The following is a 17051-nucleotide window of genomic DNA, read 5'->3' as shown; positions in this document are numbered from 1 at the left end:
CTCATTAGGCTCGTACAGGAGACATCGATTCGACCCCGAGGTGACACCATGCCCCGCATCCCCTCCCCCGCCATAGCCGCCGCCGGCCTCGTGGGCGGTTACGCCGTCGCTCGGTGGACCAAGAAGCGGCCCCTCGGGGGTGTCGTGCTTGCCGTGGCCGGTGGGGTGGCCGCGCGGGAGTGGCAGCAGGTGGGTGGGGTCAAGGCCTCCGTGGGGCTGACGAGCGCGTACGTCGCCGCCTTCGCCGGGTCCCACCCGCTCGCCAAGAAGATCGGGGCCTGGCCCGCCGTGTTCTCCGTCGCCGGAGGCATGGCCGCCGCTTCCTGGGCCGTGACGCGCGGGAAGGACTGACCGCCCTCCCGGGCCGTGAGCGCGGGACGGACTGACCGCCCTCCCGGGCCGTCACCCGTGGAAAGGGCTGAACCCGCCCCTCAACCCCCCACCCCCCGGCTCACCGCGTAGATCAGCAGCCCCGCCAGCGCGCCGACCACCGTGCCGTTGATGCGGATGAACTGGAGGTCGCGGCCGATGTTGGCCTCGATCTTGCGGGAGGTCTGGGTGGCGTCCCAGCCGGCGACCGTGTCGGTGATCAGGGACGTGATCTCGTGGCGGTACGTCGTGACGACGTACGCCGCCGCGTCCTCCGCCCAGCCCTCGACCTTCGTCTGGAGGCGGGAGTCCGTCGCCAGGCGGGTGCCCAGGGAGATCAGGGAGGCGCGGGCGCGGAGGCGGAGCTGGCTCTGGTCGTCCTCGGCCGCCGCGATGATCAGGGACCGGATCGAGGACCAGGCCGAGGCGATGATGTCCTGGATCTCCGGGCGGGCCAGGAGGTCCGCCTTCAGGCGTTCCACGCGGGCGCGGGTGTCCGTGTCCGCCTGGAGGTCGGCCGCGAAGTCGGTGAGGAAGCGGTCGATCGCGCCGCGCGCCGGGTGGCCCGGCATGTCCCGCATCTCCGTCACGAAGCGGAGGAGTTCCTTGTAGACGCGTTCGCCGACGCGCCTGTCGACGAAGCGTGGGGTCCAGCCGGGCGCACCGCCCTGGACCGCGTCCATCACCGACTCCCCGTGCGTGACCAGCCAGTCGTGGGCCCGGGCGCAGATCAGGTCGACCGCCCGGCGGTGCGCCCCGTCGGCGACGATCCGCTCCAGGGTCTTGCCCAGGCCCGGGGCGATCTCCGCCGACTCCGCGCGGCGCGTGATCGCCTCCCCCACGACCGCCTGGACGTCCGCGTCGCGGAGGACGGTCAGGGCGCCTCGCAGCGCCGTCGCCGCCTCCGCCGTCACCCGGTCGGCGTGCGCCGGGTCCGCCAGCCACTCCCCCAGCCGGCGGCCGATCCCGAACGCCTTCAGCCTGCCCCGTACGACGTCCGCCGAGAGGAAGTTCTCGCCCACGAAGGTGCCCAGCGACGCGCCCAGCTGGTCCTTCTTCGTCGGGATGATCGCCGTGTGGGGGATGGGAAGCCCCAGGGGCCGCCGGAAGAGAGCCGTGACCGCGAACCAGTCCGCCAGCGCGCCGACCATGCCCGCCTCCGCCGCCGCCGCGACGTAACCGGCCCAGGCCCCCCAGCCCGCGTTGCGCGCCCAGGTCGCCAGGGCGTAGATCACGGCCACGACGAGCAGCAGGGACGTCGCCAGCGTCTTCATGCGGCGGACGCCTCTGCTCTTCTCCTCGTCCGCCGCCGTGTACGAGAAACTCACCATCGGTTCGACCTCCTACCTCAGGGACTCCCGGCGCTCGTCCCGAGTTCCCCCGTACATCTTCGCGATCACCGCCTCGATGTCCGGCTCCCGCACCGAGAGGTCGAGGAGGGGATGTCTCGCCGCCACCGCCGCCACCAGGGGTGCCGCCGAGGCCGAGGCAGGGAACGCCAGCCACTGGCGCGGGCCCTCCGACCGTACGAACCGGGCTCCCGGCACGTCCGTGATCGGGGGCAGCTCGCGCTCCAGGTCCACCATCAGGAGCCGTTCGCTCTCACCCACGGCGTGCAGGCCGGCCAGTTCTCCGTCGTACATCAGGCGCCCGTGGTCGATGACCATCACCCGTGAGCAGAGCTGCTCGATGTCCGTGAGGTCGTGGGTGGTCAGCAGGACCGTGGTGCCCCGGGTGGCGTTCAGGTCCTTCAGGAACTCGCGCACCCTCGCCTTCGAGACCACGTCCAGGCCGATCGTCGGCTCGTCCAGGTACAGCACCTCCGGGTCGTGCAGCAGCGCCGCCGCGATGTCGCCGCGCATCCGCTGGCCGAGGGAGAGCTGCCGGACCGGCACGTCGAGGAGGTCGCCCAGGTCGAGGAGGTCCACGCAGCGGGCGAGGTTCTTCTCGTAGCGGTCGTCGGGGATGCGGTACATGCGGTGGGTCAGCCGGTACGAGTCCCTCAGCGGCAGGTCCCACCAGAGGGTGGTGCGCTGGCCGAAGACCACGCCGATCCGTTGCGCCAGGCGTGTGCGCTCGCGCGCCGGGTCGATGCCCGCGACCCGCAGCCGGCCTCCGCTGGGGGTGAGGATGCCGGTGAGCATCTTGATCGTGGTCGACTTCCCGGCGCCGTTCGGGCCGATGTAGCCGACGATCTCCCCCCTCTCGATGCCGAAGGAGATGCCGTCGACCGCCCGGACCTCCTTCTTCTCGCGGCGCAGGAGGCCCGTCTTGCGGCGGACCGTGAAGGTCTTCTCCAGCGCGTCCAGTTCGATGAAGGGGGGCACGGGGAGACCTCAGCTTCCTGTCGATCGGTACGAGCGGATTCCGGCGCGCCACGCGAGCCCCGCGACCCCGCAGCAGACCGCCGCCACCAGCGGCGACGCGAACGCCGCCCACTCCGGCACCCCCGCCGGGGCCGGCCGCCCCAGGACGTACAGGGCGGGCAGCCAGCTCACGAACGCCAGCGGTACGACGTACACGACGCCCCGCACCAGCTCCTGCGCGAAGATCGTCGGCGGGTACTGCAGGAGGGTGTTCCCGCCGTACGTGAAGGAGTTCGTGACCTCGGCGGCGTCCTGCATCCAGAACTGGGTCGACGCCCCCAGCACCATCACCGCGCCGAAGATCACCGCCCCGCACACCACCGTCACCGGCAGCAGCAGCGCCTTCAGCGGCGTCCACGCCACGTCCAGCAGGAGCAGACCCCACACCAGCACCATCAGGCCCTGCGCGACCCTGCCGAACCGCCGCAGCGCGAACTTGTCCGCCGCGACCTGCGCGAGCAACGGCGCCGGACGCATCAGGAAGGTGTCGAGCGACCCGTCCCGGACCCGCTTCCCCATCCTCTGCAGCGAGCCCATCGTCATGTCGGCGATCCCGAAGGACGTGCCGGCCGTCCCGTACAGGAGGGCGACCTCCGCGAACGAGAAGCCGCCCAGACCCCGCACCTGACCGAACATCAGGAGGATGACGACGAAGTCGAAGAAGGTGACGCAGAAGCTCGTGACGAGGGTCAGGGCGAAGGAGGAGCGGTACGCCATCGTGGAGCGGATCCACATGCCCGCCACCATCCGGTACGTGCGCCAGGAATCGGCCACGAACGGGCTACCCACCCTGCACCACCACCTTCCGCGTCGCCGCCGTCTGCGCCGCCCGGCCCGCGCCGAGCAGGACCAGCGCCCAGCAGCCCTGGAAGCCGTACGCCTCCACCAGCTCCCAGCCCTCGTACCTCCCCAGGTACACATCGGCCGGCACCTGGAGCAGCGACGCCCACGGCAGCAGCCGCGCGAGCTCGCCCAGCGCGCCCGGGAAGACGTTCAGCGGAAGCAGCATCCCCGAGAAGAACAGGCCGGACAGCCAGGCCACCTGCACCACCCCCTGGCCGTCGAGCAGCCAGAACGCGCTCATCGCCACCAGGTACCAGATCGCGAAGCCGACCACCGAGCCCAGCGCCACCGCGAGCAGGAACGCGAGCCACCCGCCCGGCCCCGGCGGCAGGGTGAAGTCGAAGACGAACGCGCCGACGGCCATCGGGGCGACCCCGCGGCCGAGGAGCTGGTAGGCGGAACGCCCGGCGTTGGCCGAGAACCACCAGGCCTGGAGGTCGGCGGGGCGGTAGAGGTCGACGGCGATGTCGCCGGTCCTGATCCGCTCGATCAGCTCGTCCTCGAAGCCGCCGCCCATCAGTCCGCAGACCGTGATCAGCGCCTGACCGATCCAGACGTAGGCGAGGGCGTCGTCCATCGAGTAGCCGCCGAGGCGGGGGCGTTCGTTCCAGAGGGCGATGTAGGTGGCGGAGAGGACGAAGCCGAAGACGGTGTTGGTGAAGACGCCCGCCGCCGTGGCCACGCGGTAGGCGGCGAAGCGCCGGAACCCGCCCGCGGCCACCATCGCGTACAGCCGCAGCATCCGTGTCCCTTTCCGGTGCGCATGACGAGATGCCGTGACGAGGACGGCGAAGCGCACGACCCTAGTGGCTTCGCCCGGCGCGCCGCGAGCGGTTTTCGCGCCACCTTCGGGTCGCTTGAGGGAGTTCCGGGGAGTTTCGTCGCATTCCGTGCAGTATGTGATGCCATGTCCCCTTCCTCCGATGCGAACGGTACGAACGGCACGAGCGACGACGACCCCCACCCGGTCGGCTGGGAGCCGCGGGACCCCACCCTCGCCGACCCCGCCCCTCCGAGACGCCCCCGCCGTGTCCTGCGGACCCTCCTCGGGCTCCTCCTGCTCGGCGGCCTGCTGCTCGTCGGCGGCTTCGCCGCCGGCTACCTCCTGGTGGAGATCCCGCCCGCCAACGCCGCCGCCGTCGCCCAGTCCAACGTCTACCTCTACCGGGACGGCACCCCGCTCGCCCGCGACGGCGAGGTCAACCGCGAGAGCGTCCGCCTCGACCAGATCCCGCTCCCCGTCCGGCGGGCCGTCCTCGCCGCCGAGGAACGCGACTTCCAGACCTCGCGCGCCGTCGACCCCAAGGCCATGGTCCGCGCCGCCTGGAACACCGTCACCGGCAAGGGCCGCCAATCCGGCTCCACCATCACCCAGCAGTACGTCAAGAACTACTACCTCGGCCAGGAACAGACCCTCACCCGCAAGGCCAAGGAGTTCTTCATCGCCCTCAAGCTCGGCCGCGAGAAGAGCAAGGAGGAGATCCTCCAGGGCTACCTGAACACCAGCTACTTCGGCCGCAACGCCTACGGCGTCCAGGCAGCCGCCCGCGCCTACTACGGCAAGGACGTCCAGCAGCTCGACACCGCCGAGGGCGCCTACCTCGCCTCCCTCCTCAAGGCCCCCAGCGCCTACGACGTCACCACCCACCCCGAGAACCGCGCCAAGGCCGTCGCCCGCTGGCACTACGTCCTCGACGGCATGGTCGGCGAGGGATGGCTCAGCCCCGCGGCCCGCGCCGCCGCCCGCTTCCCCGTCCCCCAGACCGCCCGCGCCACGAGCGCCCTCTCCGGCCAGCGCGGCTACCTCGTCCAGGCCGTCGAGGAGTACCTCACCGACCACGGGATCGTCGACGAGAAGACCCTCGCCGGCGGCGGCTTCCGCATCACCACCACCCTGGAACCCGCCAAACAGGAGGCCCTCGTCCAGGCCGTCGAGGACCGGGTCGTCTCCCGGCTCGACCCGGCGAGCGCCCCCGCCGACCGGTACGTACGGGTCGGGGCCGCGGCCGTCGACCCGGCGACCGGCAAGGTCCTCGCCATGTACGGCGGCATCGACTACACCCAGCAGTACGTCAACAACGCGACCCGCCGCGACTACCAGGTCGGCTCCACCTTCAAGCCCTTCGTCTTCACGGCCGCCGTCCAGAGCGGCGCCCAGACCCAGCAGGGCCGGCCCATCACCCCGTACACCGTCTACGACGGCACCAACCGGCGCCCGGTGGAGGGATGGAACGGCGATCCGTACGACCCCGCCAACGAGGACGACGCCAGCTACGGCGACATCGACGTCGGCGCCGCCACCGGCCTGTCGGTGAACACCGTGTACGCCCAGATGGCGGTGGACGTCGGCCCCGCGCACGTACGGCGCACCGCGATCGCCCTCGGACTGCCCCGCTCCACCCCCGACCTCACCGCCTCCCCGTCCATCGCCCTCGGCTCCGCCACCGCCAGCGTCCTCGACATGGCCTCGGCGTACGCCACGCTCGCCGCGCACGGCCGGAACGGCACGTACTCCCTCGTCGAGAACATCAGCAGGGGCGGCCGGGAACTGGAGCTCCCGGCCGTCGCCCGCCGGCAGGCGGTGAGCCGCGAGGCCGCCGACACGACCACGTCGATCCTGCGCGGGGTCGTCGAGACGGGCACGGGCACGGCCGCGCAGTCGGTGGGACGTCCGGCCGCCGGCAAGACGGGCACGGCGGAGGACGACAAGGCCGCCTGGTTCGCCGGCTACACCCCGGAGCTCGCGACGGTCGTCGCGCTCATGGGGCAGGACCCGGAATCGGGATCCCAGGAGTCGCTGTACGGTGCCCTGGGCCAGCCCCGCATGAACGGCGGCGGGGCACCGGCCGAGATCTGGGCCCGGTTCACCCGGGAGGCGCTGAACGGGACGCCGCCCCAGGACTTCGAACTCCGGCTGATGCCGGGGGCCGAGCCGATGCCACCGGCACCGCCGACACCGGACGGGCCGGACGGCCCGGACGGTCCGGATGGCCCGGACGGATCAGATGTATCGGACGGATCGGAGGACTGGTACGAGACGGGCGAGGCGGGACCGGGCGCGGCGACGCGCAGCCCCGCGCCCGGCCCCGGCCCCGGCCCTTCGCACAGCACCGGTCAGTGACCGCTCGTCGCCTTGAGTCCCACCACGGCGACGAGCAGCAGACAGACGAAGAAGACGCGGGCGGCGGTCGCCGGCTCACCGAGCACCACCATGCCGAGCACCGCCGCACCGGCCGCGCCGATGCCGACCCACACGCCGTACGCCGTACCGATCGGCAGCGTCTTCGCCGCCTGCGACAGCAGCATCATGGAGGCGACGATCCCCACGCCGGTGAGGACACTGGGCCAGAGGCGGGTGAAGCCGTCGGTGTACTTCATCCCGATGGACCAGCCGACCTCCAGCAGACCGGCGACGACCAGCAGAACCCAGGCCATGACGAGACACCTCCGCGAGACGGATCAACAGGGGTGCGTCGTCTTGTCGTGGAACCCGGTACGGCGCGTCTCGTCGGGGTGTCTCCAGGCTAGCAAAGAACGGGCAAAGGCCCCGGTGACGGTCGTCACCAGGGCCTTCGGCGCGCGTACTAGAGGTAGAGCCCGGTCGAGTCCGTCGTCCCCTGGAACCGGTCCGCGGCCACCGCGTGCAGGTCGCGCTCCCTCATCAGGACGTACGCGACACCCCGCACCTCGACCTCGGCGCGGTCCTCGGGGTCGTACAGCACCCGGTCGCCGATCTCGACGGTACGGACGTTCTGGCCGACCGCGACCACCTCGGCCCAGGCGAGGCGACGGCCTACGGCGGCCGTCGCCGGGATCAGGATGCCGCCGCCGGAACGCCGCTCGCCCTCCGGGGAGTCGGTGCGGACGAGGACCCGGTCGTGGAGCATCCGGATGGGCAGCTTGTCGTGCGTGTTCTCGCTCACGCGTCGAACCTACCTGCCCGGGCGTGTCGCCCGTACCCGGGGAGGCTCACGCCTTGTGCCGCCGGGAGGAGGAGACGATCAGCCCGACGACGGCGAGGGCCACGACGGCCGCCGGGACGACCCGCTCCAGGCGGGGCGCGCCGTCCTCGTGGGTGAAGCGGGCCTTCACGTCCGAGACGACCCGGTTGACGGCGACGAAGGCGCGTCCGGCCGTCTGGTCGACGGTCGAGGCGACCTTCGCCTTGGCGTCCCCGATGATCGTCTTCGGGTGCATCCGAATGCCGATCTCGTCGAGCGTGACGGCGAGCTGCTCGCGCCGGCGGACGATGTCCGCCTCGATCTGCGCAGGGGTCCTGGCCTCCGACACCGCGCTGCCTCCGTAGTCGTGATCCGGTCGTTGACGGCCAGTCTGTCAGCTCCGCCGCGATCGGGTCGCCCCAGACCCCCATTAGGCTCTGGAATGCGTACGCGAACACCCCCGAGGAGAGCCAGCCATGAGCGAGCGACTGCAGCCCGGCGACACCGCCCCCGCCTTCACCCTTCCCGACGCGGACGGCAACGAGGTCTCCCTCGCGGACCACAAGGGCCGCAAGGTCATCGTCTACTTCTACCCGGCGGCCCTCACCCCCGGCTGCACGAAGCAGGCCTGCGACTTCACGGACAACCTCGACGTCCTCGCCGCCGCCGGCTACGACGTCATCGGCGTGTCCCCCGACAAGCCGGAGAAGCTCGCGAAGTTCCGCGAGAAGGAGAACCTCAAGGTCACGCTGGTCGGCGACCCGGAGAAGACGACCCTGGAGGCGTACGGCGCCTTCGGCGAGAAGAAGCTGTACGGCAAGGTGGTGACGGGCGTGATCCGCTCCACGGTCGTGGTCGACGAGGAGGGCAAGGTCGAGCACGCCTTCTACAACGTCAAGGCCACGGGCCACGTCGCCAAGATCATCCGGGATCTGGCCATCGAGGGCTGAGCTTCGGCCGACGTGACGGACGTCCCATTCCGGGGCCGGTTCCGTTTGTGAACGGCATGACCGTGCAGAAGTGCTCTGGCAGTTTTCCCCCAGAGAGGACGTACGGTCATGTCGGCCACAGACCGGGACCCCGCGACCGATCCCGAGGCCCTGAGGCGCCATCCCCGCCTGTTCAAGGCCGTCGCCCGACGCCGGCAGCCCAAGCTCCGGCGGACCGACATCACGGTCACCGACGAGGCGGCGGTCAAGCGGGCGGTCAGAGCGGCCTCTCTGGGCAATGCCATGGAGTGGTTCGACTTCGGCATCTACGCCTACCTCGCCGTCACCCTCGGGCACGTCTTCTTCCCGCCCGGCAACGACACGGTCCAACTGCTGTCGTCGTTCGCGACGTTCGCGGTCGCCTTCCTGATCCGCCCCCTCGGCGGCATGGTGTTCGGCCCGATGGGTGACCGGCTGGGCCGGAAGAAGGTCCTCGCGCTGACCATGATCCTCATGGCGGTCGGCACCTTCGCGATCGGTGTGATCCCCTCGTACGCCTCGATCGGGTTCTGGGCGCCGGCGCTCCTGGTGTTCTTCCGCATGCTCCAGGGGTTCTCGACCGGTGGCGAGTACGGCGGCGCCTCGACCTTCATCGCCGAGTACGCGCCCGACCGCCGCCGCGGCTACTTCGGCAGCTTCCTCGAGTTCGGCACCCTGGCGGGTTACGTCGGCGCGGCGGGCCTCGTCACGGCGCTCACCGCGTGGCTCGGCACCGACACGATGGAGGCGTGGGGCTGGCGCGTGCCGTTCCTCGTCGCGGGCCCCCTGGGTCTGGTCGGCCTCTACCTGCGGCTCCGGCTGGACGAGACGCCCGCCTTCCAGAAGCTGGAGAGCGGGCCGGTGCGCGCCTCGGAGGCGGCGGACCCGGTGGAGACCTCCGCCAAGGGCGACCTGGCGAAGATCTTCCGGCAGCAGTGGCCCGCGCTGATCCTGTGCATCGCCCTGGTCGGCGCGTACAACATCACCGACTACATGCTGCTGTCGTACATGCCGACGTACCTCTCCGACGAGCTCGGCTACAGCGAGACCCACGGCCTGCTGATCCTCCTGCTCGTGATGGCGCTGCTCATGCTGATCATCACTCAGGTCGGCCGCCTCAACGACCGCTTCGGCCGCAAGCCCGTCCTGATGACCGGCATGCTCGGCTTCCTCCTCCTCTCCCTGCCCGCCTTCCTCCTGATCGGCCGGGGCGGCGTACCCGCGATCACGGCGGGCATGCTGATGCTCGGCCTCTCGCTGGTCTGCCTGCTCGGCACCATGTCGGCGGCCCTCCCGGCGCTCTTCCCGACGGAGGTGCGGTACGGCTCCCTGTCGGTCGGCTACAACCTCTCGACCTCCCTCTTCGGCGGCACGACCCCGCTCGTCATCACGGCCCTGATCGGCGCGACCGGCAGCAACCTGATGCCGGCGTACTACGCGATGGGCGCGGCGCTCGTGGGTGTGGTGGCGGTGGCCTGCATGAAGGAGACGGCCCGGCGCCCCCTGGACGGATCGCCGCCGTCGGTGGAGACCCCGGAGGAAGCAGCCGAGCTGGTCCTGGCCCGGACCCCCGAGCCGAGGTTCTGACCCCTCCGCCCGCCGGAACGGCCCGCACCGGAGTACACCCGGTGCGGGCCGTTCCGCTTTCCGTACGCGATACGTACGCGATATGGCGTGACCGTCCGATATTCGGGTCGTTGATCTGTGCGAGATCCGTACTGGGGAGGGGGCTCGATGGGGACGAGCGCGTACACGAAGGACCGGCTGGAAGCGGCGGTACGGGGAGCGCGGACGCTGACGGAGGCGCTGGAGCGGCTGGGGGTGGACCCGAAGAGCGGGTCGCGGCGGTACCTGCTCAACCGCATGCGGAAGCTGGGGGTGGACACGTCGCACTTCGAGCGGGAGGGGGTGCGGTGGACGCGGGAGGTTCTGGCGGAGGCGGTGGCCGCATCCCACAGCGTGTGGGACGTGCTGCGTGTGCTCGGAGTCGAGCTCGTCGGCGGCCAGCACACGCACATCAGTCGGCGGATCAAGGCGTACGGGATCGACACCACGCATTTCACGCCCTCGACGCGGACCGAGCGCATGAGACACAACCAGCGCCGCCGAACCCCAGAGGAAGTCCTCGTTCTGGACACCACACCGCACCCCCGGCGCATTCGGAGCAGCCGACTGAAGCGCGCACTCCTGGAGACCGGAGTCAAGGAGGAGTGCGCACTGTGCGATGTCGGGTCGACCTGGCTCGGCCGCCCTCTGCCGCTGGAGGTCGATCACATCGACGGCGGCTGGCGTAACAACCGGCCGGAGAACCTGCGGTTCCTCTGCCCGAACTGCCACTCCGCCACGGACACCTACCGCGGACGCGGGAAAGGGCGTGCCAGGTGACAACTGACGGCAGGCGGTACACACGCGAGCGGCTGGCCGAGGCGGCGGCTCGCTGCGGAGACATCGATGCGGTGATCACCTTCCTCGGCGCCGAGCCGTACGACCACCTACCCCGGTACCTGATGAGGCGGTTCGCCCACTTCGGCATCGATGTCTCACACTTCCCGCCCTTCGGTCGGAGTCGTCGGCCGGGCGTGCCCGAACTGCGGGATGCGGTCGCCTCGTCTCACTCGCTCCGGGAGGTCCTGCGCCACCTCAAGTGGAAGGACAACGAATCACAGCGCGCCAATCTGAAGAAGTGGATCGCCGGCGACGGCCTTTCGACCGCGCACTTCCTGGGGCAGTCACACCAACGCGGCAAGCGGAGCCCAACCGCCAAACCGCCGGACAAGGTTCTGGTCCGGCGCGACAATGGGGGCCGGACCGGTACCCGGACGTTGCGCCGCGCCCTGCGGGAGGTCGGAGTGCCCGAACGCTGTGCCAGCTGCGGCGTCGGCACCCAGTGGCATGGCAAACCGATGACTCTGGAGATCGACCACATCAACGGGGACTGGCGCGACGACCGTCGCGATAATCTCCGGCTGCTGTGCCCCAACTGCCATGCCGTCACCAGTACCTGGTGTCGTGGCGGCGCCCGCTACGATGGCAGACAGTTGAGCGGCGGTGGTGCAATGGCTGACACAGCAGACTTAGGATCTGTGGCCCCTGACCGGGCTTGAGGGTTCGAATCCCTTCCGCCGCACAGAAATGGCCTGCGAATCGAAGGATTGATTCGCAGGCCATTCGCATACGTCCCTCAGCCCAGCAGCTCCTTCACCACCGGCACCAGCGCCCTGAACGCCTTGCCCCTGTGGCTGATCGCGTTCTTCTGGGGCGGCGTCAGTTCCGCGCAGGTCACCTCGTAGCCCTCCGGCTGGAGGATCGGGTCGTAGCCGAAGCCGTTCGTGCCCACCGGGGCGTGGCGGAGGGTGCCCTCCATGCGGCCCTCGACCACTCGCTCCGTGCCGTCGGGGAGCGCCAGGGCCGCCGCGCAGGCGAAGTGGGCGGCTCGGTGTTCGTCCGCGATGTCCGAGAGCTGGGCCAGGAGCAGGTTCAGGTTGGCCTTGTCGTCGCCGTGGGTGCCGGCCCAGCGGGCGGAGAAGATGCCGGGGGCGCCGTTCAGGACGTCGACGCAGAGGCCCGAGTCGTCGGCGACGGCCGGGAGGCCGGTGGCCTGGGCGAGGGCGTGGGCCTTGAGGAGGGCGTTCTCCGCGAAGGTCACGCCCGTTTCCTTGACGTCGGGGACGTCGGGGTACGCGTCCGCGCCGACGAGTTCGAGGTCGAGGCCCGCGTCGGCGAGGATCGCGTGGAGTTCGGTGATCTTGCCCGCGTTGCGGGTGGCGAGGATCAGGCGCTGTCGGGTCATGCCCCGATTATCCCGGGGTGCAGACCTTGGCCACTTCGCCGGCCGCGTCGGTGATCGGCGTGATGTCCGGGGTGGTGTCGCCGTTCTTGACCGCCGTACGGACGGAGTCGACGCCCTTGGTGAGGTCGTCGACGGCCTTGGAGAGGTCGGCGTTGTCCGTCGTGTTCTTGAGGTTGCCCAGTTCGGTGGAGATCTGGTTCAGGGACTCCTCGATCTGCGTGACGTCGTTGGAGGCGTTGGAGACGGCCTGCTGGAGGTTGCTCACGGACGTGGCTATCGCGTCGGCGGTGTTGACGCAGTCCATGGCCTTGTCGAGGGCTCCGCAGCCGCTCAGGACGGTGGTGAGTGCGGCGGCCGTGGCCATGGCGAGTGCGAGACGGCGCTTCAAGGCGGGTCCTCCCCCAGATGCGTACAGACGTGCGGACGGGCGGGCGCACGGATCGTACCGGGTGCCCGCCCGTCAGGACGCAGCCGACCGTCAGAGGGTTCCTTCGAGGGCCTTGCGCTGGATCTCGGCGAGGTCGGCGCAGCCGCCGGAGGCCAGGTCGAGGAGGGCGTTGAGTTCCTTGCGGTCGAAGGGCTCGGCCTCGGCGGTGCCCTGGACCTCGACGAAGCGGCCGTCGCCGGTGCAGACGACGTTCATGTCGGTGTCGGCGCGGACGTCCTCCTCGTAGCAGAGGTCGAGGAGGGGGATGCCGTCGACGATGCCGACGGAGACGGCGGCGACGGTGCCGGTGAGAGGCTTGCGGCCGGCCTTGACCAGCTTCTTGCCCTGTGCCCAGGCGATGGCGTCGGCGAGGGCGACGTAGGCGCCGGTGATGGCGGCGGTGCGGGTGCCGCCGTCTGCCTGGAGGACGTCGCAGTCGAGGACGATGGTGTTCTCGCCGAGGGCCTTGTAGTCGATGACTGCGCGCAGGGAGCGGCCGATGAGGCGGGAGATCTCGTGGGTGCGGCCGCCGATCTTGCCGCGGACGGATTCGCGGTCGCCGCGGGTGTTGGTGGCTCGGGGGAGCATGGAGTACTCCCCGGTGACCCAGCCTTCGCCGCTGCCCTTGCGCCAGCGCGGGACGCCTTCGGTGACGGAGGCGGTGCAGAAGACCTTGGTGTCGCCGAAGGAGATGAGGACGGAGCCCTCGGCGTGCTTGCTCCAGCCGCGTTCGATGGTGACGGGGCGGAGCTGTTCGGGGGTACGGCCGTCGATGCGAGACATGGGACGAGCCTATCGGGATGTGCGGGGCATGACGGAGGGCCCGTTCCTCTGCCGGAACGGGCCCTCCTCAGGATGTGAGCGGGACGCTCACGCTCACATCAGGTCTTCGATCTCCGCGGCGATCGGGTCGGCGTCGGTGCCGATGACGACCTGGATGGCGGTGCCCATCTTCACGACGCCGTGGGCGCCGGCGGCCTTCAGGGCGGCCTCGTCGACGCGGGAGGGGTCCACGACCTCGGTGCGCAGGCGGGTGATGCAGCCTTCGACCTCTTCGATGTTGTCGATGCCGCCGAGCCCGGCGACGATCTTCTCAGCCTTGCTGGCCATGTGTTTTCTCCCTGTCCGTTCCGTTCGCGAGCACGCGAATCTCGGCGCACCTGCGGTCCGCTTTGTCACGGTAACCCACGGTTGGCCCAGCTTCGCGAGCAAGGGCAGCCGTTCTGCCGAATGATGACGATCACCGGCAGCCTGCCCTCAGCGGGCTCCCGGAGCCTACCGCAACTGGTCTACACCAGTGTGCAACGAGATGCGGGCCCGGTCTGTTCCGGGCAGGGAGGACGCCGATGAGTACCGACAGCGCCGCGGCGGCACCGGAACCGGCACCGAAACCGAAGAAGTCCGTCTCCTGGGGCGGGCTCTTCCAGGGCCTCCAGAAGATGGGCCGCAGCCTCCAGCTCCCCATCGCCGTCCTCCCGGCCGCCGGCATCATCAACCGTCTGGGGCAGGAGGACGTCTTCGGCTCCAAAGGTCTGGGCTGGGACGACGTCGCGAAGGTGATGGCGGGCGCCGGCGGCGCGCTGCTGAACGGCAGCCTCGGCCTTCCGCTGCTGTTCTGCATCGGCGTGGCGATCGGCATGGCGAAGAAGGCGGACGGTTCGACCGCGCTCGCCGCGGTGGTCGGCTTCCTCGTCTACTACACGGTGCTGCGGCAGTTCCCGAAGGACTGCCCGGCGGGCACGAAGGACATCAAAGGCGCCTGCCTCGGCGCCGACGACTCCTTCGTCGAGTACACGTACCAGAACCCGGGCGTCTTCGGCGGCATCGTCATGGGTCTGCTGGCGGCCTGGTTCTGGCAGCGGTTCCACCGGGTGAAGCTGGTCGACTGGCTGGGCTTCTTCAACGGCCGGCGGCTCGTCCCGATCATCATGGCCTTCGTGGCGATCGCCTTCGCCGCGCTCTGCCTGTGGATCTGGCCGCCCATCGGCGACGCCCTGGAGAGCTTCAGCGACTGGCTGGTCGGGCTCGGGGCGTGGGGCTCGGGCATCTTCGGCGTCGCCAACCGCGCGCTGCTCGTCATCGGGCTGCACCAGTTCCTGAACGTGCCCATCTGGTTCCAGTTCGGCTCGTACACCAAGCCGGACGGCGCGGTGGTCCACGGTGACATCACCATGTTCCTCGCGGGCGACCCGAACGCCGGGCAGTTCACCACCGGCTTCTTCCCGATCATGATGTTCGCGCTGCCCGCGGCGGCGCTCGCGATCACCCACACCGCGAAGCCGCACCGCCGCAAGGCGGTGGGCGGCATGATGCTCTCGGTCGCCCTGACCTCGTTCGTCACCGGCATCACCGAGCCGATCGAGTACTCGTTCCTCTTCATCGCGCCGCTGCTGTACGCGATCCACGCCGTGCTGACCGGTGTCTCGATGGCGCTGACCTGGGCGCTCGGCGTGAAGGACGGCTTCAGCTTCTCGGCCGGTCTGATCGACTACGTGATCAACTGGAACCTCGCGACGAAGCCGTGGCTGATCATTCCGATCGGCCTGGGGTTCGCGGTCGTGTACTACGTGATCTTCAGGTTCGCGATCGTCAGGTTCGACCTTCCGACGCCCGGCCGGGAGCCGGAGGAGGTCGAGGAGGAGATCGAGCGCGACAACGTCAAGTAGCCCGGCGGTCACCGGCCGGAACCGGACCGCCTTCGGGGCTTTCGCCCCCCTCGAAAAGCCCCTCGCAAGGCCCCTCGCAGAGCCCCTCGTAAGCCCCTCGCAAAGCCCCTCGCAGGGCCCCTCGTAAGGCCCGCGAAAGGCCCCCGGACCTGACCGTCCGGGGGCCTTTTGTCGTGCATTTCCAGCTATGGCTGAGCGCACAGAATTCACAGGTTCCTTATCTAAGTCTCACGTGCTACAACTGGTCTACACCACTCATTGGTGTAGACCACGCGGTCCAGACCACCGCGTTCCACGAGACGCCGCCGTCACCCCCTTTTCATGTCCTCTGGCGGCGCCTTGCCCACTGGAGGAAGTTGTGTCTACGGCTAGCGCCGCTCCCGCGGCCGAGAAGAAGAAGGGCTCCGGCGCGATGGCTGTCCTGCAGCGCATCGGCCGCAGCCTCATGCTGCCGGTCGCGGTGCTGCCCGCCGCCGCGCTCCTGGTCCGGTTCGGCCAGGGAGACATGCTCGGCAAGGAGTCCTTCCCGGACTTCGTCAACAAGCTCGCCGGTTACATGGCCGCCGGTGGTGGCGCCCTGCTGGACAACATGGCGCTGCTGTTCTGCGTCGGCATCGCCATCGGTTTCGCGAAGAAGTCGGACGGCTCGACCGCACTGGCCGCGGTGACCGGATACCTGGTCTTCCAGAAGGTCCTGGCGACCTTCACCGACAAGAACCTGCCGCAGGTCGCCTCCGTCGCCGACGGCAAGATCGTCATGAGCGACGCCCCCGTCAACGCCGGCGTCCTCGGCGGTGTGGTCATGGGCATCGTCGTCGCCCTGCTGTACCAGAAGTTCTACCGGACCAAGCTGCCCGACTGGGCCGGCTTCTTCGGCGGTCGCCGCCTGGTCCCCATCCTGTCGGCCTTCGCCGGTCTGCTCGTCGGCATCGTCTTCGGCCTGATCTGGCCGGTCCTCGGCACCGGTCTGCACAACCTCAGTGAGTGGCTCGTCGGTTCCGGCGCCGTCGGTGCGGGCGTCTTCGGTGTCGCCAACCGTGCGCTGATCCCGATCGGCATGCACCACCTGCTCAACTCCTTCCCCTGGTTCCAGGCCGGCACGTACAACGACGGCGGCGCCGACTACCACGGCGACATCGCCCGCTTCCTGCACGGCGACCCGAGCGCGGGCCAGTTCATGACCGGCTTCTTCCCGATCATGATGTTCGCCCTCCCGGCGGCCTGCCTCGCGATCACCCACTGCGCCCGCCCCGAGCGTCGCAAGGTCGTCGGCGGCATGATGTTCTCCCTCGCGGCCACCGCCTTCGTGACCGGTGTGACCGAGCCGATCGAGTTCACCTTCATGTTCATCGCGCCGGTGCTGTACGCGATCCACGCCGTCCTGACCGGCATCTCGATGGCGCTGACCTGGGCGCTCGGCATGAAGGACGGCTTCGGCTTCTCCGCCGGTGCGGTGGACTTCTTCCTGAACCTGGGCATCGCCTCCAACCCGTGGGGCCTGGCCCTGGTCGGCCTCTGCTTCGCGGCGGTCTACTACGTGGTCTTCCGCTTCGCGATCATCAAGTTCAACCTTCCGACGCCGGGCCGCGAGTCCGACGAGGAGCTCGCCGAGCTGCAGAAGGCCGAGGCGAAGTAAGCCGTACGGCACGCGCCGAAGCCCCGCCCTTCTTCACGAAGGGCG

Annotated in this window: 18 protein-coding genes, 1 tRNA gene and 1 riboswitch; of the genes, 8 read left to right on the top strand and 11 right to left on the bottom strand. The window is 69.9% G+C overall.

What is annotated here, in order from left to right; genetic code table 11:
- Positions 1-48 precede the first annotated feature (48 nt).
- A complete protein-coding gene (locus ABZ318_RS27760) occupies positions 49-351 on the top strand; it encodes a hypothetical protein (protein WP_356905205.1) in 303 nt (100 codons plus the stop codon).
- Positions 352-431: 80 nt separating this feature from the next.
- Here the strand turns inward: ABZ318_RS27760 and ABZ318_RS27755 are convergent, their stop codons facing one another.
- Genes ABZ318_RS27755 through ABZ318_RS27740 form a run of 4 tightly spaced genes read right to left on the bottom strand, consistent with a single transcriptional unit; the run spans position 432 to position 4317 of the window.
- A complete protein-coding gene (locus tag ABZ318_RS27755; protein ID WP_356905204.1) occupies positions 432-1700 on the bottom strand; it encodes a DUF445 domain-containing protein in 1269 nt (422 codons plus the stop codon).
- A 12-nt stretch (positions 1701-1712) separates the two neighbouring features.
- Entirely contained in the window at positions 1713-2696 is a 984-nt protein-coding gene (locus ABZ318_RS27750; RefSeq protein WP_356905203.1) for an ATP-binding cassette domain-containing protein, read from the bottom strand.
- 9 nt (positions 2697-2705) lie between these two features.
- Positions 2706-3482 (bottom strand): ABC transporter permease, encoded by a 777-nt coding sequence (locus ABZ318_RS27745; protein ID WP_356905212.1) that lies wholly within the window; start codon positions 3480-3482, stop codon positions 2706-2708.
- Positions 3483-3516: 34 nt separating this feature from the next.
- A complete protein-coding gene (locus ABZ318_RS27740) occupies positions 3517-4317 on the bottom strand; it encodes an ABC-2 family transporter protein (protein WP_356905211.1) in 801 nt (266 codons plus the stop codon).
- A 168-nt stretch (positions 4318-4485) separates the two neighbouring features.
- On the opposite strand from ABZ318_RS27740, the gene ABZ318_RS27735 reads away from it, so the two are divergent.
- Complete coding sequence (locus ABZ318_RS27735; protein ID WP_356905202.1) at positions 4486-6699, top strand: transglycosylase domain-containing protein; 2214 nt, start codon at positions 4486-4488, stop codon at positions 6697-6699.
- Here the strand turns inward: ABZ318_RS27735 and ABZ318_RS27730 are convergent.
- The 3 genes from ABZ318_RS27730 to ABZ318_RS27720 form a co-directional block, all read right to left on the bottom strand.
- Positions 6693-7013: a multidrug efflux SMR transporter gene (locus ABZ318_RS27730; protein WP_356905201.1), complete on the bottom strand. Its 321-nt coding sequence runs from the start codon at positions 7011-7013 to the stop codon at positions 6693-6695. The genes ABZ318_RS27735 and ABZ318_RS27730 overlap by 7 nt on opposite strands.
- A gap of 32 nt (positions 7014-7045) precedes the next feature.
- Positions 7046-7117: riboswitch (guanidine-III (ykkC-III) riboswitch) on the bottom strand.
- Positions 7118-7162: 45 nt separating this feature from the next.
- Positions 7163-7501, bottom strand: coding sequence for a co-chaperone GroES (locus tag ABZ318_RS27725; protein WP_015033852.1), 339 nt, complete (start codon positions 7499-7501; stop codon positions 7163-7165).
- A gap of 46 nt (positions 7502-7547) precedes the next feature.
- Positions 7548-7868, bottom strand: coding sequence for a DUF3618 domain-containing protein (locus tag ABZ318_RS27720; RefSeq protein ID WP_189805275.1), 321 nt, complete (start codon positions 7866-7868; stop codon positions 7548-7550).
- 127 nt (positions 7869-7995) lie between these two features.
- On the opposite strand from ABZ318_RS27720, the gene bcp reads away from it, so the two are divergent.
- The 4 genes from bcp to ABZ318_RS27700 all read left to right on the top strand — a co-directional run bounded on the left by bcp (position 7996) and on the right by ABZ318_RS27700 (position 11614).
- A complete protein-coding gene (gene bcp, locus ABZ318_RS27715) occupies positions 7996-8469 on the top strand; it encodes a thioredoxin-dependent thiol peroxidase (RefSeq protein ID WP_030691576.1) in 474 nt (157 codons plus the stop codon).
- A gap of 108 nt (positions 8470-8577) precedes the next feature.
- Complete coding sequence (gene proP / locus ABZ318_RS27710; RefSeq protein ID WP_356905200.1) at positions 8578-10074, top strand: glycine betaine/L-proline transporter ProP; 1497 nt, start codon at positions 8578-8580, stop codon at positions 10072-10074.
- Between the two features lie 147 nt (positions 10075-10221).
- Positions 10222-10872 carry an HNH endonuclease signature motif containing protein gene (locus ABZ318_RS27705; protein WP_356905199.1) on the top strand — a complete coding sequence of 217 codons (651 nt, stop codon included), beginning with the start codon at positions 10222-10224 and terminating at the stop codon, positions 10870-10872.
- A 657-nt stretch (positions 10873-11529) separates the two neighbouring features.
- A tRNA-Leu gene (locus tag ABZ318_RS27700) sits at positions 11530-11614 on the top strand.
- Between the two features lie 54 nt (positions 11615-11668).
- Here ABZ318_RS27700 and rdgB read toward each other — a convergent pair.
- The 4 genes from rdgB to ABZ318_RS27680 form a co-directional block, all read right to left on the bottom strand.
- Positions 11669-12277 carry an RdgB/HAM1 family non-canonical purine NTP pyrophosphatase gene (gene rdgB / locus ABZ318_RS27695; RefSeq protein ID WP_356905198.1) on the bottom strand — a complete coding sequence of 203 codons (609 nt, stop codon included), beginning with the start codon at positions 12275-12277 and terminating at the stop codon, positions 11669-11671.
- A gap of 7 nt (positions 12278-12284) precedes the next feature.
- Positions 12285-12641 (bottom strand): hypothetical protein, encoded by a 357-nt coding sequence (locus ABZ318_RS27690; protein ID WP_356905210.1) that lies wholly within the window; start codon positions 12639-12641, stop codon positions 12285-12287.
- 114 nt (positions 12642-12755) lie between these two features.
- Positions 12756-13487 (bottom strand): ribonuclease PH, encoded by a 732-nt coding sequence (gene rph / locus ABZ318_RS27685; protein ID WP_356905197.1) that lies wholly within the window; start codon positions 13485-13487, stop codon positions 12756-12758.
- A 93-nt stretch (positions 13488-13580) separates the two neighbouring features.
- Positions 13581-13883: a PTS glucose/sucrose transporter subunit IIB gene (locus ABZ318_RS27680; protein WP_356905196.1), complete on the bottom strand. Its 303-nt coding sequence runs from the start codon at positions 13881-13883 to the stop codon at positions 13581-13583.
- Positions 13884-14050: 167 nt separating this feature from the next.
- Here ABZ318_RS27680 and ABZ318_RS27675 point away from each other — a divergent pair, with 167 nt between their 5' ends.
- Together ABZ318_RS27675 and ABZ318_RS27670 are read left to right on the top strand one after the other, a co-directional pair.
- A complete protein-coding gene (locus ABZ318_RS27675) occupies positions 14051-15370 on the top strand; it encodes a PTS transporter subunit EIIC (RefSeq protein ID WP_356905195.1) in 1320 nt (439 codons plus the stop codon).
- Between the two features lie 358 nt (positions 15371-15728).
- The gene (locus tag ABZ318_RS27670; RefSeq protein ID WP_356905194.1) at positions 15729-17006 is read left to right on the top strand and encodes a PTS transporter subunit EIIC; all 1278 of its coding nucleotides are present in this window, start codon (positions 15729-15731) and stop codon (positions 17004-17006) included.
- Positions 17007-17051 lie beyond the last annotated feature (45 nt).

It is taken from the genome of Streptomyces sp. NPDC006197 (assembly GCF_040613865.1).
GTDB lineage: Bacteria > Actinomycetota > Actinomycetes > Streptomycetales > Streptomycetaceae > Streptomyces.
Note: the sequence above shows the minus strand (reverse complement) of the source record. Positions and strands in the feature narration are given on the sequence as shown.